Raw genomic sequence first — 26,015 nt, 5'->3', positions numbered from 1 at the left:
TTAATCCCTTATAGATGTTTTTAGCAGGGGTTTCAGATGCACTTTGCAGGGAATACGGACAGTTGCAACTTCTAGCTCATAGTCTCCAGCCTCAATATAATTTTTGTCGACACCCTCCAGATTGCGGACATAGCCATACCCAATTGACTGTTTTACTGTGTACCCAAAACCTCCAGAGGATAACCAACCTACTCGTATTCCATTACGATAAATGGTTTCCCGGCCCAAAAGAACGACACTTGGATCATCAACCGTAAAACCTACCAGCATTTTCTTAACACCATCCTGTTTTTGCGTCACCATGGCAGCACGGCCTTTGAAAGCTTGATCCGTCTTCAGTTTTACTGCCCAGCCAAGGCCCGCCTCGTAAGGGGTGTGGTCTGTACCGAGATCTGAGCCCCATGCACGATACCCCATTTCCAGACGGCAGCTTTCGATGGTACGGTAACCTGCGTTGATTAGCCCATAATGTCCCCCTGCTTTCATGACTGCTTGGTATACGGCGGAGGCAAATTCCACTGGAAGGTGTAGTTCCCAGCCCAATTCACCGACGTACGTAACCCGCAAGGCCTGCACGGGGCAGCCAACGATATCTATTGTTCTTACAGTGCCAAATTTGAAGCTGGTATTGGAAACATCGTCGCTTGTTACCTGTTGCAATATATCTCGCGCCTTAGGCCCCATTAACGACAGCACTGCATTTGACGAGGTGATATCAAACAACTGGCAGTTCAGACCGGCAGGAATATTTCGACTAATCCAGTCAAAATCATGAGTGGCAAAACCCGTTCCAGTGACGACGTAATATTCATCATTGGCCAGACGAGCAACGGTGAGGTCGCATTCAATGCCACCACGATCATTCAACATTTGAGTATAAATAAGTGATCCAACAGGTTTGGCAACATTATTCGCGGCGATCCAGCTAAGCGCTTTTTCTGCATCGGGGCCTTTCAGCGAAAACTTAGCAAACGAGCTTTGGTCAAACAACACTGCAGCCTCTCGAACAGCTTTGTGTTCTCTGCCTACTGCATTAAACCAGTTCTGTCGGCCAAAGCTATAAACATCCTGTGGAGTTTCATCATATGCTGCATCAGCAAACCAGTTGGGCCGCTCCCAACCTAACTTCTCTCCAAAACAGGCCCCCTGATCTTTTAGCATTTCATAAAGTGGGGATTTACGGCAGGGACGCCCAGACTGATTTTCCTCATGTGGCCAATCCATTGTGTAGTGTTTGCCGTAAGCTTCTACCGTGCGGGTGCGAACCCAGTCCGTATCAAAGTGCGGATGCCCAAAGCGGCGAATATCGGCAGACCAAAGATCATAGGGGGGTTCACCTGCATGCACCCATTCTGCCAGCGCCATTCCTGCGCCACCACCCGCGGCGATGCCAAAGGCATTAAAGCCAGCACCAACAAAGAAATTCGACAATTCTGGCGCCTCACCTATAATAAAATTGCCATCTGGGGTGAAGCTTTCCGGGCCGTTGGTCAGGGTTTTGATACCAACATTTTCAAGAGCTGGAACACGACCCAAGGACAATTCCATCAACTGTTCAAAGTGATCGTAATTGCTGTCCAACAAAGAGTAGTGAAAACCCTTAGGAATCCCTGCGATTGCCCAGGGGATAGGGTTTGATTCATAACCCCCCATTACCAGCCCGCCAACCTCTTCTTTGTAATAGGTTAGACGATCTGGGTCTCGAAGGGTTGGCAAGTGCTTAGGCATACCCTCAATTTCTGCGGTAACCATATACTGGTGTTCCATCGAGACTAACGGCACATTCACACCAAACCGTTTGGCGAATTCGCGAGTCCATTGCCCGGCACACACCACAACTTTTTCACATTCAATACGGCCATGTTCTGTGATTACAGCTTTAATTTTTCCATTGTCTATTTCTAGATCCAAAACCTTGGTGTCTTCAAATATCTTTGCGCCAGCCATACGCGCTCCCTTGGCTAGGGCTTGGGTAATATCTGAAGGATTAGCTTGGCCGTCAGTGGGCATGAAAGCGGCGCCGATTACATCGTCAATATTCATCAATGGCCACAGATCAAGTGCTTCTTTGGGCGTCAGTAAGTCCATCTCCAACCCAAAGGAGTGGGCTGTGGTTGCCTGGCGTTTTACTTCGGTCCAGCGCTCTTCGGTGCAGGCCAAACGTAAACCACCGTTCATCTTCCAACCGGTGCTAAGCCCAGTTTCTTGCTCTATCTTGTTATAAAGTTCTACGGAATAGCCCAGAAGCTGGGTGATGTTAGCGTTTGAACGCAATTGCCCAACCAGTCCGGCCGCATGGAATGTGGTGCCAGAGGTTAGCTTCTTGCGCTCAAGCAGAACGGTTTCGACGCCTATCTTCGCCAAATGGTATGCGGTTGAACAACCAATAATACCCCCACCTATAATAACCGTTTTGGAAGAGCTCGGTAAATTATGCATATTGGGTCTCATGTTTGATTGTAGTTGTTATAAGCAATGCGAAACCGCGCAAGATTGTCGGTAGTGTATGTTGTGTAATCAAAGTTAATATCCGAACTGATTTCGGACACCATGCTCCACATAGTTTCGCGCAGCAAAGACGCGCATTTCATGGCGGTATAGCGATGCAGTAATTCAGATGTAACAGGCGTTTTGAAGTAGTTTTCTAGGAGCCAAATTTCTTGAGATTCGTTAAGTTCATTATTAGAAGCCAGCCCACCAAGGTCAAATAGTGGCGAATTAAATCCGGCATAATCCCAGTCAATCATCCATAAACGTTCTCCATCATCCAAAAAATTAGCCGCCAACAGGTCATTGTGGCCATAAACCATATCAAATGGGCCTGCGTTGGTTTCTAGCAGATTGCCAATTTGAACTAGTTCAGGTAATAATTTTTGGTACAAGCTTCCTGCATCTTGCAGGCTCGCTGCATAATCCCTAATCACATGAAATACCCAGAAAACAAGAGCAGGACCACGCAGATGTTTTGGCAGCTCAAAATGACACTTCTGGATTAATAACAGGATTCTTTTCAGGTTTTCAGGTTTACGGACATCTTCTGGAGAATAGGTTGCACACTCAATGAATTGCAGAACCGTAATGCCGGGTTCGGTGTAAATAACAGCTGGTGACAGACCTGCTAAATGAGCTGCACGACTCGCAGACAGTTCATTAAAGCGCATGACGTGGTGTTTAGGAATATCTTCACCCAAACGCACCACGTATTTTTTATCTCCGTCGGTGACAACATAATTTACATTAGTGATCCCACCGTCCAAAGGAACTGCACTAATCTCACCTTGCCAAAGTGGCATGGCTTTAATCCGGTTCAAAAGCGTATTAGTAGTCATGCGTAGTCTCCAGTCCATAACGAATACGGGCATTCTTAGCAGATGCTGAATCAATCCTATCAGCAATAATCGCAATGAAGGCAATCGAAAGTCCAGCGATAATACCGTGTCCCGTGTCGGTCCTAGTCAGAGCGATATAAATCTCTTGGCCAAGGTCACGGGTACCAACGAGCGCTGTTATCCCTGTAACTTTATAAAACAATGACTAGGATATCTAATGCCAGCCAAGTGCTGGCGCCAAATGTCAGACACTGAGCCTGCTTCAATCAGCACATTTAAGGCACCATCAAGTGCAGATTTCAATTCGATTTGATGTTTTTGCATAGCTGCACCCCATAAATTAGCACTTTTCACAGTAAAGGCAAGCTTATAACGAGGGTCAGTTAGGAGGTCCCCAAAGGCTGGCTCGTCATCCACAACAGCGTCAACCTCTCCAACTGTTAAGGCGTCAATCATGTCTGCAAAAACGTCGTCAGACTGACCTGAAAAAGAAATTTTTACACACCCTAACCAAGATTCTGCTAATGCCATATTGGTACTACCATCGATGGCCGCCACTTTTAAGGCTTTTAGGTCTGACGGACTAGATATGCTTGAATTACTGCGCACCAACACAGATTCATCAAAGGCTGCGTAGGGCCTAGAAAAGAGCAAACGTTCTTCTCTAGCGGGGGTTATAGCACAACCACACCAGATGGCATCCGCTTTATTGTCTAACAATACAGTTTCAAATTCAGACCAGCGAGTAAATAACCAATTAAGCTTAAGGCCCAAATGCTGGGCTAATATTTGGGCCACTTCTGGTTCGTAACCAAAACGCTTGCCCTGAGGGTTAGTGCTAAATAGAGGCATTGCGTCTAAGTCTGCACAAATTAATGTTAAGTAGCCATCTTTTACTGTGTTTATCATACTGGCCCTGGTGACGCTAAATAGTCATCAAGGGCTTTAGTTCTGCTGCCATCCTCATGCCACAAAATTGGAAAATAGTTTTCGTCCAATTGATTGTCTGCTAAATGTTTGTAACGGCTGTAAGTAGGACCTATTCCCTGCTCAAACTTAGTTGGGTCATATTCTGCATCACAGCGCATCAAATGAAGAACTAATGCACGTCTGGGCAAAGCAGAGTCATTTGCTCCCGAACCATGCCAAGTCCAGCCATGATGAACAGAGCCTCCACCAGCTTTCACTTCAACGTACGCAATTTGCGGTTCCACTCCTTGGCTCTCAGCAGCATGATGCATTGGTTGCCGGTAATCATCTGGCCCATGGAATTCACCCGAAGGTGAATCCTGTTGCCACTCATGCGAATGCGTCACAAATTCCAACGTACCACCAGATCGGGTGGTATCGTCAAGGGCAATCCAGCAGGATATGAGATCACTTGGGCTAAACCATGACAAATAGGCACTATCTTGATGATAGCCCAAGGACCTCGCACCTGGTGGTTTCGAAAGTAGATTGTCAATCATGATTCGAACCCCAGGCCAACCTGCTAATTGAGCAACACTGCGACCTAAGGCTTCACTTAATACCACCCGCGCAATACTTCGATTGGCCTTCCAGCCATTGCAGACCTGACGAGTGAGACTGGGGTCACCCGTGCCATACTGCCAGTTTACCTCGTCGGGCGTTACACCTGTTTCAAAGGTTCCGTTAAATACGTCATCAAAAGCTTGGTGCAGCTGCAACAGTTGTTTGGAAGGGAGTATTTCATCGACAACAAGGAACCCTTGTTCACTATAATCTAGCTTATTACGATCCGTTGGCGTGAATAGCATAATGATCTTAATTCCACTCTTACTTGAATGATCAGTATATATAATAAGAAACAAACAGTTCAACTGAAGAATTAATGGAATAAAACGAACCTAAGCTTCTACCCTGCAGTCTAATAATGAGCGGCCTTAAGAATCCGCATACTCTCATTCCCAGCACCGGATAGCCATCTTTTGTGCCTTGGCTATTTTAGTAGATGTCATTTGTTTAGGGATGCTTTCTATATCTTTAAAACTCTCATAAGCTGCTAAGTTGTACCACATATATGCTCGTACATAGTCTTTGGGAACACCCCTTCCAGCCTTGTATATATTTCTAGGTCACATTGAGCTTCTGCATGCCCCTACTCAGGGGCTAGGGTGAACCACTTAGCTGCTGTCTTATCGTTCTGCCGAACACCGTCACCAAGCAAGTACATAACCCCAAGATTATATTGTGCATTAGCATACTCCTGGTCAGCAGCTAAGCTGTACAATTTCCTGGCTTTCCTATCATTCTCCCAGACACCAAATCCCTCATCGTACATAACTCCCAAAGTATATTGAGCATCCACGTGTCCCTTTGCTGCCAAGGGAAGCTTTTCCCTAAAAGGGGATTTGTAGTCTCCTAGCTAAAAGTGGCTATAAAAAGCAGTTTTATAATCTCCTGATTTAAACGTGTTATACGCGCTATTATAATCGGCAACTGCGGCTCCAAAAAATAGTAATAAAAGACTTAACCCAAGAAGTAATTTTCTTACACCTATGTCTCTATGCTCAAAGATGTACGATAAATACTGCTTCCATAATACCGTAATGAATGTAGGAAGATTTTTGATTTTGAATCTCAATTACGGCCAATACAAAGAGCTACCGTCGCTATGCAGTGGTCTTAGAGCTAAAGAAACCATCATCATGCGTAAACTGGTAGCAGAAATGAATAAGTCACTAATAAGTCAAAATTTAGTCCCACTAGACTAAGGGTTAGCACGGCAATTGCCCCTAAAAATACATCGTACGAATAAAGATTTTTGCTATTATTTTCGTTAAACTGGCAGAGTAAAATCATAAAAGACAATGATAATGAACCCACAACAGATAAGTAATTTTTTTGAAGTTATTCGATCTAATAAACTAATAAGTAGTAAAGAAATATCAGATATTTTGGCAAATTCGGACTTGCCAGAATATTCGTCAAAGCATATAGGACATGAGTCCCCAAGTTCAAATGCAGGAAAAATATTGTATGCGTTAGGTCGTTCAGTAAGCATAAAAACAGCGTTGGTTTGTTTTGCTGGCCCCCCTGGCCCCAATGGCTTATTTTGCTTATCTAAAGGGTTCAGCAATAAAAACGGTCAGGTTTTTGCGCTAGAAGGACGAAGAAGATATGCCTTCTTAAATTGGCTGTTTTTATTTAAGCACAAACTTACTAAAAGTGTCACCATACACTTTAAGCGAATAGAGTTACCTAAAGATAAACCTTGGTTTGACAAAAATATCGATGTTCCCACTCTTGATTTATTTGCAGTCGATATTGATGACAAAGGATCAGAAAATTTATATCAATTTATCATAAGCAAATACGAGCCAAAGTTGATTTTTGTAGAAAACTCAGGTTATAGGCCGAATGAAAATAATCTTGATACTTTAGAATATGATTATGAAGATGAAGAGTTGTTCAAAAAATCAATGGAAAAAACTGGCCAATATCAGTTATTGATTAGCAGATGTGATTCAAAGCTAAAGGTTCCAGGAAGAAAATTTTCGTTATATATTAAAAAACATTATTGTATAGAATAAATAACAGTCAGCCAAAACCAGAAAAAGCGAAAATTTACCAAATTCGCTTTACCACTGCATTTTTCTGGCGGGTGGGCGGGAACTATGACTGTAGTGGTACGATAATCCCCCCGAAAAATAACGGAGGTCAAAAGTAGAATTTTCTCGTAAACTTTACGAAGGAGATCTGCATGAAAAAATCACGTTATTCTGATAGCCAAGTACTGGCCATCATCAAGCAAGCTGAAAGGGGCGTGCCCATTCCCGAACTCTGCAGAGAACATGGAATGAGCGGTGCTTCCTTTTACAAATGGCAAGTCAATCATTTCCCAGTTAGCGTTTGCCTCGAATGAGGCTGAATAATAATCAGAGTAAGATTGCATCTCAGTTGTGCGAATAAAAATATAATAAGTGTGTTTATTGCCTCGCACATTTAAGCGAACCTCTTAAACTTTTTTGCCATTTTTTTCTGAATCTCCAAATGAGATACCCGAGCGTAATTGTTAGTCTTGCAAAAAAAATATCGCCGTCTTATTCAATCCCAACCTTGCCATCAGATACTCCACCCATTACTCTATCACTAAAATACTGCCAGTATTTTGTGTTTTCTAACTTAAATGGCAGACTAATACCCGCTTCATTAGCAAAGGTTATTGGCGTAAAAGTTAATAACATAAGCAAAAAAATTTGATACTGAAATTATATTCAAATTTAATCATACTCAAAATCCAAATTTTATTTGATGTATTACGATAAAAAATCACTAAGCTATTTAAGGATGTTTTTATTAATATCCTGATCCATTAGAAGTTTCAGGTACAGCGGCATTGGGCTTGATTACTATATAATCAACGCAACTTAACTCTCTGTTTTTAACTTCCTGCAGAAACTGAGGGTTGTCTTGTTGGTTTGCGGCAAGCCTGCAAATAGTCTTATCAGACCAGCCTGATATATCTTGCGATAACACGTGTGTCGTAATCAACGATGCAGTCAATAAACACACAACCCGAAGCCAGAAATTCAACATGACTACCTCTATTAGCTTAAATTTTACGGTAAGTAGCATAAATACTACTTCCATAAAATCGTTATAGCTATAGGAAGATCTAAGCGGTCACAGCTTAATGCCGATCTCAACAGCTTATTTGGGATTCGGAATTTTTAGGTAATCCGAGGCTGAGATTTTCACTATCCCTTTCAGAAACATTGCATCACGCATATCCTGTGGCAGGTCTTGAATGGCTTGATTCACCGAGTCGTAGACCTGATCTACATCCAGTGTCAGCGAGGTGATCAAAGGCAGTACCGGCGTGCTAGGTGTTGTCTTCTCCAATACCCGCAGCTTTGATGAAAACGCATCATGTCGCTCGATCAGCATCCATGTCACGGCATCAATTGCAGCAATATCAGCTTGCCCGTTCACGACCATTTCGGCAGATTTCACATGGCCATGAGATTCAATTCTGTTGGTAAAGCTGACCCCGCGGGCTGCTGCATAATTTAGAGGCGCGGCAAATCCAGATTGGGAGTTTTCCATATTATAAGCAAATATTGCTTCGGCGTAGTCCTTCAAAGCCTGGCGTGGATCACTTTTTCGCACCACAATTGCACTAAAGTAATGGCCCGGCGGACAGTCAGGCAAGCCATAATCCGGCGTACCAACAAGTTGAACTTTGCCGTGTAAAACATTGCGATATGGCATGCCACAGGTCTGACTTAAAACTAAACCTGGATCCAACCAACTGCTCAGGCCTTCTGCATCCTGAGATAGGGTTTCCGGTGCTTTAATGCCTTTGTCGTTCAGATTTTTACGGATAAGATCCCATAAATACGCGATGGCATCGTTTAATTCAGGACGAGCATACATTGGTAAGCTGGCAATCATGGGGATTTTCCCAACAGTAATCATACAGGAAGTTCCACGACAGTTTTTCTACAACAGCAGGAAGATGTGATCGCCAAATCAGTTTTTGAAAGAGCCTCCATCAGCAGACTTTGCAACAGGCTGCATTCAGTTTCTTCATTACGATGTTTCAGACATTCAACTATTCCATGCAAAGCCCAAACGTTGTTTCTGTGTTGGGCACAGCGGGGCACGGCATCGTTTAGCCCCAAATCAGAGCGGTATACGTCTTCCGCTTCTTTATAATGGCCCTGCTCTAACAATAAAGCACCCAGTGCATGACGTGGTGGGTGCATCCATGGCCATGGTTCTGAATAATGCAAATCATCGCAGCGCTGAACACTCTCGCGTAGGTGCGCATATGCTGTCTCATAGTTCCCTTTATAGTATTCCAACTCTCCCAGCAGCATCTTTTCTCCCACAGCCAGCGTTTTGAGGGCGGGGTTATTGAATAATTTTCTGCTAGGGGAAATGCGCTTCAGAGAGTTGTAAAATGCCTTTTTCTCTTGTTCGGCTTGGTCAAAATTTTTCAGTGCAGCATGGGCTATCGTTTTGCCATAATGGTGCATGCTGGTCGAAACACAATAAAGTTCTGGTCGTTCCGGCATCGGTGCATCAACGATTTCCTGCCATTTCCCAAACCGCACAAGTACATGTATTTTCATGGCAAAATACCCCTCCATCGTCCCTGCTATGAAAGGTTTGCCTTGCAGATCGATGACATCCGGAGTCAGATTTTCACATATCTCTTTTGCGGCAGCCATGGATGGTTCGAACTGACCAAGCAACATGCAGGTATACATCATCAGATGGAGGTCATGGCACCGCGCTGTTGTATAGTAATTATAGGGCCCTGCATAAGACAGGTACTTGCGATTGACCCGAATAGCAGTCTCGCTGGCAATTTTTGCCTTTTCATACTCTCCACACAAAACATAGATATGGCCAGGCATATGGTGAATGTGCCCAGCATCCGGACAAAGACCGACGAGGCGGTTAGCAGACTCCATTGCATGTTCTGGTTCTGTCGACATTTCCATCAAGTGAATGTGAAAATGCAGTATGGCGGGATGCTGTTCTTTATCATGTTGGACGGCCAACTCAATGGCATTTTCACAAACCCAGATAGCCTCGTATGTGTCAGCACCCTTGGGGGGTAAGCAGGTCTTTACATCCCACATGTTCCAGGGTGTACGGGTCATCATCGCCTCGACGAATAAAGCCATCACATCCTGATTATCTGGAAAATCAACATTCACCTGACGCATGGCAGTTGCATAGGCATCATCCCAACTACCAAATTCTAACTCAGACACTACATAAGCCTTTTGCACACGCTGCGATAGTGCGTTAATCAAAGCCTTTTCAAGCGGCGTAGCACTTTCTGACAGCGAGAGAGATTCGTCTATGTGACCACGGCAAAAAGACGTACATGCCACTGCTTCTGCATGGCTGAAATCACCCCATGGCATATTGTAGAAAGGGCCCGCCGCATAGGCGACCCCCCAATGTAGCATTGCGCAGCACGGATCATCCTCCAACGCCTTCTTAAAACAGGCAAGTGCTTCTTCCTGATTAAAGCCAAAACACCAATTGAGTCCTTGATCGAACAAGCGCTGCGTATCTGGGGAAGTAGCGCTTACTTTGAAACTGTGCGAACCAAGATCAAAGCTAAGCATGTCATATGCCATTGCTAGTTCCTAATTACTAATTTCAAGACAACAACTCTTTAAGGCTCTTCACTAGCGCGCCAGAGGCATTTTCTTCAAGCTTATGACAACCGAAAGCAACCACCTGTTCTCCTGCCACAAACACGTCTTTCACTGGGTTGTGATTAATACCAAAGGTCCAGCGGTTAATGAGTTGTTCGGGCTTAGCTGTTGCTAGTAGCGGATGGCTAGTATCAAGGGTAATAAAGTCAGCCCGGGCACCTACCTCTAAACCAGTATTGATGTTACAGGCAGCATTACCACCGGCAGCACTGGCTTGGTAAATAAAGTCACCTACGCTAGGTTGGTCACTACTATAGATACGATTACGCTGCTGATCACGCAGGCGCTGACCGTATTCCAAAGTACGTAACTCTTCGGCGACTGAGACACACACATGGCTATCGGAACCGATACCTAATCGGCCACCCTGCGCCACTAAGTCTGTGATAGGGAAAATGCCATCGCCCAAATTAGCTTCAGTGCTAGGGCACAAACCCACTACGGCTTGGCTGTTGGCAATAGTCTTTACCTCCTGCTTATTCACATGGGTAGCATGGATCAAACACCAACGGGCGTCAAAGCCAACTTCGTTAGCCAACCACTCCACAGGACGCTGGCCACTCCACGCAATACAGTCATTCACTTCTTTCATTTGCTCAGCAATATGAATATGTACAGGCCAATCTAGCGGTAAGCTAGTGAGTGCAGCTTCAATTTGTGATTTTGTGACAGCACGCAATGAGTGGAAACACAAACCTTGATTATGCCTAAGTTCATCCATGTTTTGGCCAAGCTGCTCTTGCAAGCATAAGTAGGCGTCTAGGTCGTGGATAAAGCGCGCTTGTCCAGAACTTGGGGCTTGACCATCAAAACCTGAGTGACTATAAAGCACGGGTAATAAGGTTTGGCCAATCCCCGTATCAACAGCTGCTTGGCGCACTTGTAAGGCCATTTCTGCTGGGTTGTCATAAGCTTGGCCATTTTGCTGGTGATGCAAATAATGGAACTCAGCCACTTGGGTGTAGCCGGCTTTAAGCATCTCAATATAGAGATAAGTGGCAATTTTTCGCACTTGATCAGGAGTTAACTTAGCCACTAGACCGTACATAAGGTCTCGCCAGCTCCAAAAGCTGTCTTTGGGATCTAAACACACCTCTGCTAAGCCTGCCATGGCGCGCTGAAAGGCGTGTGAATGCAGATTGACCATGCCGGGAAGCACTGGGCCATTTAATAACTGGCACCCTTGGCTAGTTTGATCCGCTTGGATGTGGCTAATAACCCCGTTGGTAACAGATATTTTTACGTTGTTAGCCCAGCCTGAAGCCGTTAAAGCTTGGTCGGCAAAGTAAAACTTGTTCATCATTAGCGATCTCGTGATAGTATAGACTTAACTTGTATAGACAATACATGAATTGGCGCAGTCAAGTCAAGATTGTATACTCCCAGCAGCACTAAGAGCCATGGACCTATTGTGAATATACGCCAATCAGATACCATTCAAAGCTTACTCAACGCCCTACCCCACACCAATGCGCCTATTTATGCACGCTTAAAAAGTGCAATCTTGGAGAATATCGATTCATCAACTTGGATACCAGACCAACGTCTGCCATCCGAAGCGGAAATGGTCAACGCATTAGGAGTAAGCCGCATGACAGTAAATCGAGCGTTGCGAGAACTGACCGCTGATGGGATCCTTATCCGCCAACAAGGAGTGGGTACATTTGTAGCTCCCAAAAAAGCTCACTCATCGTTATTTGAAGTACATAATATCGCTCAGGAAATCACTGATCGTGGTCACCATCACACAACAATAGTTGTTAAATTACAACAAGTTAAATCAAACACAGATCAAGCATTAAGACTCGGCGTACGCACGGGTGAACCTATTTTCAAATCGACTTTAATCCACTTTGAAGACCAAAAACCTATTCAATTAGAACAACGTATCGTTAATGCTTTTCTGGTTCCAGACTATGGTGAACAAGACTTTACACAATTCACACCTTTCGCATATTTAAATACAGTAGCACCCATTACGGAAGGTGAGCACTTAGTGGAAGCAGTTACTCCAAATGCCACAGAGGCAGAACAACTAGCTATACACTCAGGTCAGGCCTGCCTACAAATCAAACGTCGAACATGGTCTGGTCAGAAGATTGTAACTAGTGCTAGGTTGCTTTCTCCAGGCCATTTATTTCAGTTATTTGGTCATTTTGGACGCCCTTAATACACAAGTTTTGCTTGCCAGATTATTAAAATGGGCGTATGTTTGATTACTTGTATATACATGTAAAGGAAAACATTCATGCTCAGTACTGATGAACTCAAGGCACGCCGCACACGTAGTGGAGATATCAAAGCACCTACTGGCACCAAAATCACCACCAAAAGCTGGCTGACTGAAGCACCCTTGCGCATGCTGATGAACAACCTAGACCCAGCAGTAGCAGAAAATCCAAATGAGCTAGTGGTTTATGGTGGCATCGGCCGCGCTGCTAGAGACTGGGCAAGTTATGATCAAATAGTCTCCTCGCTTACTGGCCTTGAAGAAGACGAAACGCTGTTAATACAGTCTGGCAAGCCTGTGGGGGTATTTAAAACCCACAGCAATGCTCCAAGAGTGCTGATTGCCAATTCCAATTTGGTACCCCATTGGGCAACATGGGATCACTTTAACGAGTTGGATGCCAAAGGCTTAGCCATGTATGGCCAAATGACTGCGGGCAGCTGGATTTATATTGGTAGCCAAGGCATCGTCCAAGGCACTTATGAAACCTTTGTTGAAGCCGGACGGCAACACTTTGGTGGCAACCTCAAAGGCCGTTGGATATTAACCGCTGGATTAGGCGGCATGGGTGGGGCACAGCCATTGGCAGCGAGCTTGGCAGGCGCCTGCTCCCTTAATATTGAGTGCCAGCAAAGCCGTATCGACCTGCGTTTACAAACCCGCTACCTAGATGAACAAGCCGTCGACATCGATGATGCCTTGGGGCGTATCAAACATTACACTCAAGCCGGGGAAGCCAAGTCCATTGGTTTACTGGGTAATGCAGCAGACATTTTACCCGAGTTAGTACGACGTGGTATTAAACCAGATCTAGTCACAGACCAAACTTCTGCTCACGATCCTTTGAATGGTTACCTACCCCAAAATATGGATTGGAATACCTATCGCCAAAATGCCATTGATAACCCTGCGGCAACAATTAAGGCCGCCAAAGCATCAATGGCCGTTCATGTTAAAGCCATGTTGGCGTTCCATCAGCAAGGTATTCCTACAGTAGATTATGGCAACAATATCCGCCAAGTGGCATTAGAAGAGGGGGTAGAAAATGCCTTTGACTTCCCAGGTTTTGTGCCTGCCTATATCCGCCCTCTCTTCTGCCGCGGGGTTGGTCCATTTCGCTGGGTTGCACTATCTGGTGACAAGGAAGATATTTACCGCACTGACGCTAAAGTTAAGGAGCTCATCCCAGATGATGCCCATTTACATAACTGGCTCAATATGGCCCGCGAACGTATACAGTTCCAAGGTTTACCAGCACGCATTTGCTGGGTTGGCCTTGGACAGCGTGCCAAACTAGGTTTAGCTTTTAATGAAATGGTTCGCAGTGGTGAACTAAAGGCGCCGATTGTCATTGGTCGTGACCATTTAGACTCTGGTTCCGTTGCTAGCCCCAACCGAGAAACTGAAGGGATGCTGGACGGGTCAGACGCAGTGTCTGACTGGCCGTTACTCAATGCCTTACTCAACACTGCTTCTGGTGCCACATGGGTATCCTTGCACCACGGTGGTGGCGTAGGTATGGGCTTTTCCCAACATTCGGGTATGGTTATCGTGTGCGATGGCACTGACGAAGCTGCTGCACGTATTGCGCGCGTACTTCACAACGATCCAGCCACTGGTGTCATGCGCCATGCAGATGCCGGCTACAACATTGCCATAGATTGCGCCCAACAACAGGGTTTAAACCTTCCCATGATCAAGCAGAACCAAACACACTGAGGCACGCTATGTACAAGTTTGAAATACAACCAGGGCTTCTAACACTGGCGCAATTACGTCAGGTGGCAAGGCGCCGTGTATGCGTATCTATCGCTAGCGATGCTCTGCCAGCTATTCATAAAAGCCAGCAACTGGTCAATCAGGTCATTGAAGAGGATAGAACTGTATACGGCGTCAACACCGGCTTTGGGTTATTGGCCAACACCAGAATAGAAGTGAAAGACCTTGAAGAGCTGCAACGTTCCATTGTTTTATCTCATGCCGCAGGTATTGGTCAATTGATGGACGACGCTACTGTTCGCTTGGTTATGGTACTCAAGGTCAACAGTTTAGCCCGTGGTTTTTCTGGTATTCGCTTAACAGTCATCGAAGCCTTGATGAGCCTTATTAATAGTGAAGTTTTTCCCTGTATTCCAGAAAAAGGTTCAGTTGGTGCATCTGGCGACTTAGCCCCTTTGGCCCACATGAGTGCCGTTTTATTGGGCGAAGGTGAGGCTCGCTACCGTGGTAAAATCATTTCTGGCCAAGCGGCATTGAAGATTGCCGGTTTGGACCCAGTGATATTAGCTCCCAAAGAAGGTCTGGCTTTACTCAATGGCACTCAAGTCTCTACAGCCTTTGCACTACAAGGGTTATTCCACACTGAAGACCTATGGGCTTCAGCCACAGTATGTGGGGCACTCTCTGTAGAAGCTGCCTTAGGTAGCCGCAGCCCATTTGATGCTCGCATCCATCAGGTGCGGGGGCATAAAGGCCAAATAGACTCTGCTATGGCCTATCGTCACCTGCTCACGCAAAGTAGCGAAATAGGGATCTCACACGACCATTGCCACAAGGTACAAGACCCCTATTCTTTGCGCTGCCAACCTCAAGTTATGGGTGCATGTTTAGAACAAATTCGCCATGCAGCTGGTGTATTGCTGGTAGAATCCAATGCCGTATCAGATAATCCCTTAGTATTTGCCGACCAAGGAGATATTATTTCTGGCGGTAACTTTCATGCTGAGCCTGTAGCTATGGTGGCCGACAATCTAGCCTTGGCCATTGCCGAAATTGGTAGTTTATCTGAGCGCCGTATGGCTTTGCTAATCGATTCAGCCCTGAGTCAGTTGCCACCTTTCTTAGTAAACAATGGCGGTGTGAATTCTGGGTTTATGATCGCACAAGTGACTGCCGCGGCCTTGGCCAGTGAAAACAAAACATATGCTCACCCTGCCAGTGTCGACAGTTTACCTACCTCTGCCAACCAAGAAGATCATGTGTCCATGGCCACCTTTGCCGCAAGGCGGTTACGGGACATGAGCGAAAACACCCGCGGCATTCTAGCAGTAGAAATTTTATCCGCGGTGCAGGGCTTGGATTTCCGTACGGGGTTAAGCACCAGTCCGTTACTAGAACAAGCCCGCTCTGGATTGCGTGCACAAGTACCTTTTTATGACAAAGACCGTTACTTCGCCACGGATATCGCTGCTGCCAATGATTTATTGGCCACAGCTTGCCATAATGACATGATGCCAGCTGGAATAATGCCGAGCTCGGTCTAGCAACAGAAACAACAGATTGTTCGCACTAAACAGGATTAAAAACATGCCCTCATTCGATACGGTTTATGTTGGTTTCCATGCAGCTACTATGGTGTCTAGCATCGATTATGACTCTATCAAGGATGCCGCTATAGCTGTAGAAAACGGCCATATTGCGTGGATTGGTCCAGCCAGTGAACTACCTAACCACGACGCTACTGTTGTTAACTTGGGTGGCGGTTGGGTCACACCAGGATTGGTTGATTGCCATACCCACCTCGTGTTTGGTGGCGATCGCAGCGCCGAATATGAAATGCGTTTGCAAGGGTTAAGCTACGAAGTTATTGCCAAATCGGGTGGAGGCATTGTCTCTACGGTTACAGATACCCGTAAAGCCAGTGTCGAGGAACTATTAACCAGTGCTAAAAAGCGCCTACAAGCTTTAATGGCAGACGGTGTCACCTGCGTAGAGGTGAAGTCTGGTTATGGCTTAGACCTAGCCACAGAAGAAAAAATGTTACGTGTCGCCCGTGCATTGGGTGACCAGTTATCAGTGACACTCCGTACCACATGCTTAGCAGCCCACGCCCTACCTCAGGAATACCAAGGCCAGGCCGATGCCTACATTGACTTAGTATGTGAGGAAATTATACCCACCATCGCCAAAGCTGGCTTGGCCGATGCAGTCGATGGCTTCTGTGAAAGCATTGCCTTTTCAGTAGCACAAATTGAGCGGGTATTTAAAACAGCCCTAGCCCATAACCTGCCCGTGAAGCTCCATGCCGAACAGCTTTCCAACCTAGGAGGCTCTGGTCTTGCCGCACGCTACAAGGCATTATCGAGTGATCACTTAGAATACTTAAGCGATATAGATGCCAAAGCTATGGCCGCTGCAGGCACAGTTGCCGTGATTTTACCCGGTGCCTTTTTCTGCCTCAAAGAAACTAAGCTGCCACCCATTCAACGCTTGCGTGATTTAGGTGTACCAATGGCTATTGCAAGTGATTCCAATCCAGGCTCTGCCCCAGTTTTATCGTTGCGATTAATGATGAGCATGGCCTGCACTTTATTTGGTTTTACACCACTGGAAGCCTTACAAGGGGTTACTCGTCATGGTGCTCAGGCACTTGGTCTAGGCCTAAGTCATGGCCAGCTTAAAGTAGGCTATGCCGCAGATTTTGTATGTTGGGACATTCAAAAACCCGCAGAGTTGAGTTATTGGCTGGGTGGACAGCTAGTTAAACATCGCGCTGTTTCTGGGGAACTCACTTGAGTAACATAAAGATAACCTCTCCAGACGACTTCATCACCATGCCCTGGCGTAATGGCTTGGGCTCAACCATTGAGTTATTGAAGCATGACTTAGGAGGTTCATTCCAGTGGCGCCTAAGTATGGCCGATGTTACGCAAGATGGCGCCTTCTCAGACTTTTCTGGTTACGATCGTTGTTTAGTCTTAATCGATGGCGCAGGTATTACTCTGACTGACAATAAAGGTCAAAAATGGTCTCTCACAAGCCAACTTGATGCTGCCCATTTTAAAGGCGAAGACCTCATCGATGCACGTTTGCATGACGGGCCAATCCGAGATTTTAACCTCATGACTAGCCGCCAGAACTGCAGAGCCAAGGTTTTCACTAGCCAGCAACAAACCAACCAAACTATTCGTTTAGATGCCGACTTATTTTTGCTTTTCAACATTCAGGGGAGCGCCAGCTTCAAACTTGACGGCAACACTCATGAAACACTAGACGAGCAACATTTAATGCAGCTAGACTCCAGATCTGGAAGCAGCTGTGACTGTTCTGGCGAAGTTTGGATAGGTATACTTATTACCTACTTATAGGCCCTATCGATAGTTGTTCAAGGGATTGGCATTACTTGGAAATAGGCTAGGCCAATTACTTATCCTAGATTAACTCAGGAGTAATGCATGCAACTCAGCCAAGTGATCAATCTCGCTAACCACCCTATCCACGACCAACATTATGGGCCAGCCTGTAAACAACAGTTTAATAAGGAAGGCGTGTTAGTTCTCAAGCACTTCCTCACATCATCTGCTCTTACGGCAATTATTGACGAAGGCAACAGTAAACAGTCCTCAGCATTCTATACCGAATCTGGCCACAACGTTTACCTTACCCAAAAGGATCCTGCTTTTGATGATGGCCACCCTCGCAACCAATGGGTACAGTCTTCAAAAGGTTGTATTACGGATGACCAAATAGCTCTAGATTCGCCCTTGCGAACCCTTTATGAAGCACAAGATCTGCGCTCATTCTTGGCATCTATATTGGGTGAGGACAAACTTTATCCCTATGCAGACCCACTCTCTTCAATTAACTTACATTACGCAAGTGAAGGTCAAGAACTAGGCTGGCACTTTGACAATTCATCTTTTGCAATCACTTTATTGATTCAGAGCCCTCAAGCTGGGGGGCAATTTGAGTACGTTGCTAAATTGAGAAATGCTAGCCAAGGCGATATGAATTACCCAGGCGTGGATCAGGTGTTAAAGGGGGTAGTAGAGACACAGGCTCTTGCAATGTCTGCTGGAGACTTAGTGTTGTTTAGGGGGAAAGATGCACTCCATCGTGTTACCCCAACTCAAGGTAATACTACGCGGATGCTAGTGGTACTGGCTTACAATGCAGAGGCTAATGTGGCACTGTCAGAATCAGCTCGTATGACCTTCTACGGGCGTTTAGAATAGATGTCAGTAAGACTTAACAGGCCTGGGCTTTTATCAAAAAAGCCCAGGCCTGTTTGTTAAGGTAAGAAGCTGTTACGCAAACCACCAACGTTCTATTGCTTTAGCACCATCCATTTCCCAGTTTGCTGCTACAGTGCCATGAGCTAACTTTTTACTCAACGCATGTACGTGATTAGCAAACATAGGGATCAAGGCACCACCATCGTCGTTAACCAAGACTTGGCATTCATAGTAAATTTCGCGGCGTTTGTCCAAATCCACTTCAGCACGCCCTAAAACCACCAACTTATTAAAGCGCTCTACCGAAGCACCCGTGCGCCATGCAGTGTCATTCCACTCACCATCTGCCATATAAGCCGCAGTGAACATCCAATCTTCTGTAGGACGGCCACCCCAATAGCATGCACCCCATGGCTTCTTGTTCCACACGTTGGACCAATAACCATCTTTTGGTTCACGCACCACTTCAATTTTAAGACCAGATTTAGCTGCTGACTCCTTAATCAACAAGGCTGCATCTACTGCGCCATTAAATGCTGCGTCAGAGGCGGACAGCTGTACATTAGAACCGTCATATCCCGCTTTCTTAAGGTGGTAAGCGGCCTTGTCTGGATCATAGGAGCGCTGAGCAAGGTCACTGTTATGGTATGCGTTGGCAGTAGAAATCGGGGTATCATTACCAATGGCACCATGGCCCGATAGTATTTTTTCAACCAATTCTTCACGATCTACAGACAGCTTGCAGGCCATGCGGAAATCATAGTTATCAAACGGCGGCGCATCACAACGCATGGGGAAGGTGTAATGCAAGGTGCCCGTAGTTTCCAAGATATTTAGGTTAGGATTACGCTCCAACAAGTGCAAAGTCTTTAAATCTACTTTACCAATGGCATCTACTTCACCATTCATCATAGCATTTTGGCGGGCTGTCACATCCAGTATGCTGAGCATTTCTACTTTATCAAAATGGGCCGAATCCTGCTTCCAGTAGTCAGTGTTACGGTAAAATTTGGCACGCACACCTGGCTCGTAGCTTTCGATAACATAGCCACCCGTACCGATACCAGAAGCCCAATCTAGCTGGCCATCACGTACTGGTAAAATGATGAAATGGTAATCACTCACAATAAAGGGAAAGTTAGCATTGGGATTAGCCAAGGTAAACACCACATCATTGCCGTTAACAGCAATGTTAGTGACATCTTTGAGTAAAGCCTTACCTGCAGATTTCGAATCTTCACCCATATGGAATCGAAATGAAGCCACTACATCATCAGGCGTGAGCGCTTTACCATCATGAAAGGTTACGCCTGTACGAATTTTAAAGGTCCAGGTTTTAACATCTGCAGAAGCACCATACTCAACTGCAAGTTCTGGAATTAAATCACCTTCTTTGTTAACCTCTGTTAGGTTATTAGCATAAGCAAACGCTACACATTGGGACATGGAATTTTCGTGCGTACCTGGGTCTAATGAATCTGTGGTAGAGCCATGGCCCATACCTAATCTGAAATTTCCACCTTTTTTAGGCGAACTAGCCACTGCATTTCCAGCCATAGCCATGGCTGTAGGTAGGACGATACCCGCAGCAAGACTGGTAGTTACAAACTGACGGCGGCTAAGATCTGCTGTAAAAGGGTTGATAAGTTGATCGTTGTAATTTTTAGACATTGTTTTTATTCTCCAATTAGATCACTAATTAATTTTACTAACGTTAACAGTTTACGCTGAGTAGAAAAATTCACCGAGGGTTTCCAAAACAACTGGAGGTCGATCAATCTCGACATAAAATTTGCTAGTGTAGACAAGTTAACATAAAAAAATGCCCCTGTTAATGATCATTATTTGTACCGCGGAATAATGGTGGTCAAAGTTTGATCGTTTATTCAAAAAAAATGCCTAGCAATAATTTACCTTGCCAATAACCATAGTTTGGGTGTTAGTATAAAAGAAAAGGCTATTTTTCAAATTTAGCTCACGGAGTATCTATTCACGTGCATCCTATTTTGACCACCATTATCCAACGCTTAGGCTTGGGTTTTCTCACTTTGTTTGTAGTCTCAATTATTATCTTTAGCGCCATAGAATTTTTACCTGGTGACTTTGGTGAAGCCGTGCTTGGACAAGCCGCATTGCCAGAAACTGTGGAAGCATTCCGGCGTGAATTGGGCCTAGATAAGCCCCCTATTGAGCGTTATCTGAGCTGGGTCGGGAATGTGTTAAGTGGCGACTTAGGTAATTCATTTTCTGGCCGCAATTCATCGGGTGTTGACCGGTCTCGTGACGTTTGGACGCTAATCCAACCGCGCCTAGCGAACACCTTATTTCTCGCTTCCATGACCGCACTTGTAGCAGTGCCTCTAGCTTTAGCGTTAGGCATCACTGCTGCCCTCTACCGCAATTCTCTTTATGATCGGATAGTCAACTCTACCACCTTGACGACTATCTCTTTTCCAGAATTTTTCGTAGCTTACATTTTGATATTAGTCTTCTCTACCTACTTTAAAGTATTTCCCTCATTAGCAAACATTTCTGACAGCACGCCCTTTTTAGAAAAAACATATCGCTCAACACTACCCGCCTTAGCCCTTACTTTGGTCATCGTTGCTCACATGATGCGTATGACACGAGCTGCCATTATTAACTTATTAGCCAGCCCCTATGTTGAAATGGCTCAACTTAAAGGTGTCTCAAAAGCTAAAGTGATTTTGCACCATGTATTACCTAATGCATGGGCGCCTATTGTTAACGTTATCGCCTTTAACTTGGCCTACTTGGTAGTGGGGGTGGTTGTCGTAGAGGTAGTTTTTGTTTATCCAGGATTGGGGCAACTTATGGTGGACGCGGTTTCAAGCCGCGACATACCGGTAGTGCAAGCCTGCGCACTCATTTTTGCTGGCACTTACATTTTACTCAACTTATTTGCCGATGTTATTTCAATTATCACTAATCCAAGGCTGTTACATCCACGATGAATACACCAACCACACCCAAAGGTGGCTATTCTGCGGCTCATGAAGTCACCCAAGTAAAAACCAGAAGAAGCTTCTTAGAAAATATTTGGCGTACTCTTAAAACAGCGCCACCTACCGCCTGGTTTGGCATGATTGTAATTAGCGTATATCTAACAGTGGCTTTGTTTGCCCCATTGTTGGCGCCCCATGGTCAAGCGCAAGTCTTTCCGATGGCTTATGCACCCTGGAGCGATGAGTTTCGTTTAGGCACCGATGCCTTGGGCCGCGACGTATTCAGCCGGCTCATCTATGGTGCACGTAATACTATCGGTATTGCTGTGGCCACCACCCTGTTAGCGTTTTTAATTGGCGGCAGCTTAGGCCTTATTGCGGCTATTAGCCGTAATTGGTTAGACCAAGCATTAAGCCGTTTTGTTGATGTACTCATGGCGATTCCAAGCCTTATTTTTGCCCTCATGTTACTTTCAATTTTTGGCTCTAGCGCCACCAACTTAATTTTCATCATCGCCGTTTTAGATGCCACTCGAGTATTTCGTCTAACCCGCGCTGTGGCCTTAAATGTGGTGGTCATGGACTATGTAGAAGCTGCCAAACTGCGTGGTGAAGGCTTAATGTGGATAATGCGTCGAGAAATTTTACCCAACATTATGCCACCTTTAGTTGCCGAGTTTGGTCTGCGTTTTTGTTTCGTATTTTTGACAATTGCTGCACTGTCATTTTTAGGTGTGGGCATCCAACCCCCTACGGCAGACTGGGGTTCCATGGTGAGAGAGAATGCAGGCCTCATTCAATTTGCGGAATACGATTTAACTGCAGCATTAACGCCTATGATTCCTGCTGCCGCTATCGCCTTATTGACAGTTGCAGTGAACTTTGTAGTGGATTGGTTTTTACATCAAACAAGTGGACTTCGCGATGAGCACTAAAGACGCTTTACTCACGATGCGTGATGTGCGCATTGACGGCTACAGTGATGACCGCTGGCATCACATTATTAAAGGCGTCGACGTGACCTTAAAACGGGGTGAGATACTTGGCTTCATTGGGGAGTCTGGCGCTGGCAAGTCTACCCTTGGCTTAGCAGCCATGGGTTTTGTCCGTCCTGGCTGCAAGTTTGTGGGAGGTAGCATAGAGTTTGATGGCATGGATCTATTAAACCTCAACGATGCAGACCTTAGAAACTTGCATGGTTCACGCATTGCTTATGTGGCCCAGTCAGCTGCAGCTTCGTTTAACCCAGCCCACCGCCTGATTAACCAAACTATAGAATCCACCGTAGCCTATGGCATCGCAGATACTGAGACCGCTAAGAAAGATGCTATTGAACTCTATAGAGATCTGCAACTTCCAGACCCTGAGAATATTGGCCAACGTTACCCTCATCAAGTCTCAGGTGGCCAATTACAAAGAGTTATGACCGCCATGGCTATGTCAACAAGGCCTGATCTAATCATCTTTGACGAGCCAACTACAGCGTTAGACGTTACCACTCAAGTGGAAGTGCTTACCGCTATGCGCACTATTGTAGAAAAGTACAACACAGCAGCCATTTATATTACCCATGATTTAGCTGTGGTTGCACAAATGGCAGACGAGATTAAAGTGCTTCGCTATGGAGAGACGGTTGAAGATGCACCCACAAGGGAAATGATATCCAACCCTAAAGCAGCCTATACACGATCACTGTGGGCTGTGCGCTCTCTAGCAAAAACACCACAGCCCGCCATTGATACCATTCTTGAAATCAACCAAGTACATGCCAGCTATGGCAAGAGCGTTAAGGTACTCAATGACATCAGCATCAAAGTCCCCCGGGGGCAAACTATAGCTGTTGTAGGTGAGTCAGGTTCGGGTAAGTCTACTGCTGCGCGAGTCATTACTGGTTTATTACCTCAATTGGAAGGTCAGATTATATTTAACGGTGAAAGCTTACCTGCAGCCTTAAAAAATCGCTCCAAACAACAATTACAATCGATTCAAATGATTTATCAAATGGCTGATACTGCCATGAATCCTCGCCACACAGTTAGAGATATTATTGGCAGGCCGTTGAATTTTTATTTGGGTTTAACCGGCCAGGCTCAAGACCAAAGGATCATGCAGTTATTACAACTGATTGAATTGGATGAGAGCTTTTTAGATCGCTACCCAGATGAATTGTCAGGCGGCCAAAAACAGCGTATCTGTATTGCTCGCGCCTTAGCTGCAGAGCCTGAACTGATTATTTGTGATGAGGTCACGTCAGCCTTAGATCAAATTGTGCAAGAAGGTATTCTCAAACTCCTGTTGCGCTTACAAAAAGAACTCGGCATTACCTATATTTTTATTACCCACGATATTGCTACCGTGCGAGCCATAGCCGACCAAGTTGTGGTCATGTTTCAAGGCAAAGTGGTGGAACAAGGAGGTAAGGAAGAAATATTTACCGCACCCTATCCTGAATACACCGAGCTGCTACTGTCGTCTGTACCTGAGATGGATCCAGACTGGTTGACTCAGTTACAAGCGCAGCGCGTGGCGGCAGGTGCCTGAACTTAGGCTGCACGGCCTTACAAGACAGCATCGCTTGATTTATCAACCCGCTAGGCCATACTATAACTATTATGTCTTACACCCTGACGGGTCAGTTGTGCTTAGTGTCTGGCTCACTAACACTGCCACGCTGGCGTCTCGCAATTGAAATAGTGGGCGTTAATATAGTAACAACCTTTATCGGCAAAGTGCGCTATATGTCATTTTTGGCTGGATTATTGCCAGGGCATTCTTGGCTGATATGCCTGGACAATAATTAGGTAATTGGTTGATCTTAGCGTGCTGGAGGACATTCTTAAAATTAGATAAGATGTCTTATTCGGCCTAATTAAATCAACCAATGAAAAGATCTATGAGCAAGCTAAATGTATTATTTTTGTTTAGTGATGAACACCGACGCGACGCCCTCAGTTGTGATGGCCATCCATTGGTGCAGACACCAAACCTCGATCGACTGGCTCAACAGGGAACACGGTTTTTAAATGCCTACACCACATCGCCCATCTGTGTACCTGCACGGGCTTCAATGGCAAGCGGAGAGTATGTTCATAAAACACGCTGCTGGTCTAATGCCCAAGCTTATCAAGGCGAGCCCAAAAGTTGGGGACATCAACTTCAATCACAGGGCCACCGAGTAGACTCTATTGGTAAACTTCACTATCGTGGAAATGAATTCGAAAATGGTTTTGATGAAGAAATTTTGCCTATGTATATCCGCAATGGTGTTGGTTGGACGAAAGGCTTGTTACGCGACCACGAAGGCGTACTCGATTGTTCATCCTACGCCAAAGAAATCGGTCCTGGTGATGATCAGTACACTCAATATGATCTAGGCGTTACCCGTAATGCTTGTGATTGGTTACAGAACAAGGAAAATCAAGGCTTAGATAAACCCTGGACACTATTCGTTTCCTGGCTCCGCCCCCATTATCCACTGACATGCCCTCAAGAATTTTATGACCTATATCCATTGGAACAAATGGACCAGCCTCGTTTTTTAAGTGATGACGAACGCCCATCACATCCAGTATTGCAGGCAGTGAGGAGAAACTTCGACTTTGAAAAACATTTCACCCCAGAAACAAAAAAAGTAGCTCGTGCTTCATATTACGGATTATGCAGTTTTCTTGATTACCAAGTTGGTCAGGTACTTACAGCATTGGAAGCTTCAGGTCAGGCTGGAAACACCTTAATTATTTATACTAGTGATCATGGTGACCACAACGGGGATAGAGGTCTCTGGACCAAAATGACTATGTATGATGAATCGTCTTCAATCCCCATGATCATCGCTGGGCCGGGCATTCCCAAGCAAAAAACGGTGACCACCCTGAGTTCACTGATAGATATTTACCCGACGATTCTTGAAGCCACTGGCGCTAGCCATGACAGCAAGGAGCGCCCTGGTATCGCATTGCAAACCATTGCAAACAGTGATCACCTCGACCGCGATGTTCTTTCTGAATATCATGATGGCGGATCCCCAACGGGTATGTTTATGCTACGTACAGGTGAGTGGAAATACAATTACTACCCAGGATACCCGTCAGAGCTTTACCATATTGTCGACGATAAGGATGAATTAGTAAACCTCGCTGAGTCTGCAGAGCATCAGCAGGTACTGACTGAGTGCCATCAAAGATTGCTCGAATTAGTAGACCCAGAAACAGAAAATAAACAGGCGTTTGCAGATCAGGCTGAAGCCATTGAAAGACTGGGTGGTGTGGAAGCGATTCTTAATTCAGACGAGTTCGACTGCACCCCGGTGAGAAACTAGAGAAGCCTTA

Annotated in this window: 20 protein-coding genes and 1 pseudogene; 12 read left to right on the top strand and 9 right to left on the bottom strand. The window is 45.4% G+C overall.

Features of this window, described 5'->3' with window-relative positions; genetic code table 11:
• The 5 genes from ABXT70_RS04655 to ABXT70_RS04635 form a co-directional block, all read right to left on the bottom strand.
• Positions 1-2,439 (bottom strand): GcvT family protein, encoded by a 2,439-nt coding sequence (locus tag ABXT70_RS04655; protein WP_443642009.1) that lies wholly within the window; start codon positions 2,437-2,439, stop codon positions 1-3.
• 8 nt (positions 2,440-2,447) lie between these two features.
• Positions 2,448-3,329 carry a phosphotransferase gene (locus tag ABXT70_RS04650; protein ID WP_443642008.1) on the bottom strand — a complete coding sequence of 294 codons (882 nt, stop codon included), beginning with the start codon at positions 3,327-3,329 and terminating at the stop codon, positions 2,448-2,450.
• 177 nt (positions 3,330-3,506) lie between these two features.
• Positions 3,507-4,238, bottom strand: coding sequence for a substrate-binding periplasmic protein (locus ABXT70_RS04645; RefSeq protein WP_443642007.1), 732 nt, complete (start codon positions 4,236-4,238; stop codon positions 3,507-3,509).
• On the bottom strand, positions 4,235-5,107 hold the full coding sequence (locus ABXT70_RS04640; protein ID WP_443642006.1) for a phytanoyl-CoA dioxygenase family protein: 873 nt from the start codon (positions 5,105-5,107) through the stop codon (positions 4,235-4,237). The genes ABXT70_RS04645 and ABXT70_RS04640 overlap by 4 nt, the downstream gene beginning before the upstream one ends.
• Before the next feature lie 341 nt (positions 5,108-5,448).
• Complete coding sequence (locus tag ABXT70_RS04635; protein ID WP_443642005.1) at positions 5,449-5,676, bottom strand: tetratricopeptide repeat protein; 228 nt, start codon at positions 5,674-5,676, stop codon at positions 5,449-5,451.
• Positions 5,677-6,166: 490 nt separating this feature from the next.
• Between ABXT70_RS04635 and ABXT70_RS04630 the strand changes: the two genes are divergently transcribed.
• Both ABXT70_RS04630 and ABXT70_RS04625 read left to right on the top strand, forming a co-directional pair.
• Positions 6,167-6,883, top strand: a complete 717-nt coding sequence (locus ABXT70_RS04630) for a hypothetical protein (RefSeq protein ID WP_443642004.1) — start codon at positions 6,167-6,169, stop codon at positions 6,881-6,883.
• A gap of 170 nt (positions 6,884-7,053) precedes the next feature.
• Positions 7,054-7,179, top strand: a pseudogene (locus tag ABXT70_RS04625) (transposase); the annotation flags it as partial.
• Between the two features lie 824 nt (positions 7,180-8,003).
• Here ABXT70_RS04625 and ABXT70_RS04620 read toward each other — a convergent pair.
• Genes ABXT70_RS04620 through ABXT70_RS04610 form a run of 3 tightly spaced genes read right to left on the bottom strand, consistent with a single transcriptional unit; the run spans position 8,004 to position 11,840 of the window.
• Positions 8,004-8,747 (bottom strand): phosphate/phosphite/phosphonate ABC transporter substrate-binding protein, encoded by a 744-nt coding sequence (locus ABXT70_RS04620; RefSeq protein WP_443642003.1) that lies wholly within the window; start codon positions 8,745-8,747, stop codon positions 8,004-8,006.
• Positions 8,748-8,767: 20 nt separating this feature from the next.
• A complete protein-coding gene (locus ABXT70_RS04615; RefSeq protein WP_443642002.1) occupies positions 8,768-10,456 on the bottom strand; it encodes a tetratricopeptide repeat protein in 1,689 nt (562 codons plus the stop codon).
• A 22-nt stretch (positions 10,457-10,478) separates the two neighbouring features.
• Entirely contained in the window at positions 10,479-11,840 is a 1,362-nt protein-coding gene (locus tag ABXT70_RS04610) for a formimidoylglutamate deiminase (protein ID WP_443642001.1), read from the bottom strand.
• A 108-nt stretch (positions 11,841-11,948) separates the two neighbouring features.
• Between ABXT70_RS04610 and hutC the strand changes: the two genes are divergently transcribed.
• The 6 genes from hutC (at position 11,949) to ABXT70_RS04580 (ending at position 18,721) form a co-directional block, all read left to right on the top strand.
• Positions 11,949-12,707 (top strand): histidine utilization repressor, encoded by a 759-nt coding sequence (hutC, locus tag ABXT70_RS04605; RefSeq protein WP_443642000.1) that lies wholly within the window; start codon positions 11,949-11,951, stop codon positions 12,705-12,707.
• A gap of 78 nt (positions 12,708-12,785) precedes the next feature.
• Positions 12,786-14,486 (top strand): urocanate hydratase, encoded by a 1,701-nt coding sequence (hutU, locus tag ABXT70_RS04600; RefSeq protein ID WP_443641999.1) that lies wholly within the window; start codon positions 12,786-12,788, stop codon positions 14,484-14,486.
• An 8-nt stretch (positions 14,487-14,494) separates the two neighbouring features.
• Positions 14,495-16,030, top strand: coding sequence for a histidine ammonia-lyase (gene hutH / locus ABXT70_RS04595; RefSeq protein WP_443641998.1), 1,536 nt, complete (start codon positions 14,495-14,497; stop codon positions 16,028-16,030).
• Positions 16,031-16,073: 43 nt separating this feature from the next.
• Positions 16,074-17,282 carry an imidazolonepropionase gene (gene hutI, locus ABXT70_RS04590; RefSeq protein ID WP_443641997.1) on the top strand — a complete coding sequence of 403 codons (1,209 nt, stop codon included), beginning with the start codon at positions 16,074-16,076 and terminating at the stop codon, positions 17,280-17,282.
• A complete protein-coding gene (locus tag ABXT70_RS04585) occupies positions 17,279-17,854 on the top strand; it encodes a HutD/Ves family protein (RefSeq protein WP_443641996.1) in 576 nt (191 codons plus the stop codon). Before hutI ends, ABXT70_RS04585 begins: the two co-directional genes overlap by 4 nt.
• A gap of 87 nt (positions 17,855-17,941) precedes the next feature.
• A complete protein-coding gene (locus ABXT70_RS04580) occupies positions 17,942-18,721 on the top strand; it encodes a HalD/BesD family halogenase (protein ID WP_443641995.1) in 780 nt (259 codons plus the stop codon).
• Positions 18,722-18,793: 72 nt separating this feature from the next.
• Here ABXT70_RS04580 and ABXT70_RS04575 read toward each other — a convergent pair whose 3' ends face one another.
• Complete coding sequence (locus tag ABXT70_RS04575) at positions 18,794-20,392, bottom strand: ABC transporter substrate-binding protein (RefSeq protein WP_443641994.1); 1,599 nt, start codon at positions 20,390-20,392, stop codon at positions 18,794-18,796.
• A gap of 323 nt (positions 20,393-20,715) precedes the next feature.
• Here ABXT70_RS04575 and ABXT70_RS04570 point away from each other — a divergent pair, with 323 nt between their 5' ends.
• The 4 genes from ABXT70_RS04570 to ABXT70_RS04555 all read left to right on the top strand — a co-directional run bounded on the left by ABXT70_RS04570 (position 20,716) and on the right by ABXT70_RS04555 (position 26,005).
• A complete protein-coding gene (locus tag ABXT70_RS04570) occupies positions 20,716-21,696 on the top strand; it encodes an ABC transporter permease (RefSeq protein ID WP_443641993.1) in 981 nt (326 codons plus the stop codon).
• Positions 21,693-22,622: an ABC transporter permease gene (locus ABXT70_RS04565; protein WP_443641992.1), complete on the top strand. Its 930-nt coding sequence runs from the start codon at positions 21,693-21,695 to the stop codon at positions 22,620-22,622. The genes ABXT70_RS04570 and ABXT70_RS04565 overlap by 4 nt, the downstream gene beginning before the upstream one ends.
• Entirely contained in the window at positions 22,612-24,228 is a 1,617-nt protein-coding gene (locus tag ABXT70_RS04560; protein WP_443641991.1) for an ABC transporter ATP-binding protein, read from the top strand. Before ABXT70_RS04565 ends, ABXT70_RS04560 begins: the two co-directional genes overlap by 11 nt.
• Before the next feature lie 352 nt (positions 24,229-24,580).
• Complete coding sequence (locus ABXT70_RS04555) at positions 24,581-26,005, top strand: sulfatase-like hydrolase/transferase (protein ID WP_443641990.1); 1,425 nt, start codon at positions 24,581-24,583, stop codon at positions 26,003-26,005.
• The last annotated feature ends 10 nt before the right edge of the window (positions 26,006-26,015 follow it).

This window comes from Candidatus Njordibacter sp. Uisw_039 (assembly GCF_047730075.1).
Classification (GTDB): Bacteria; Pseudomonadota; Gammaproteobacteria; order Pseudomonadales; family Balneatricaceae; genus Njordibacter.
The sequence above is the reverse complement of the archived record's forward strand: the minus strand, read 5'-3'. Positions and strand labels throughout refer to the sequence as shown.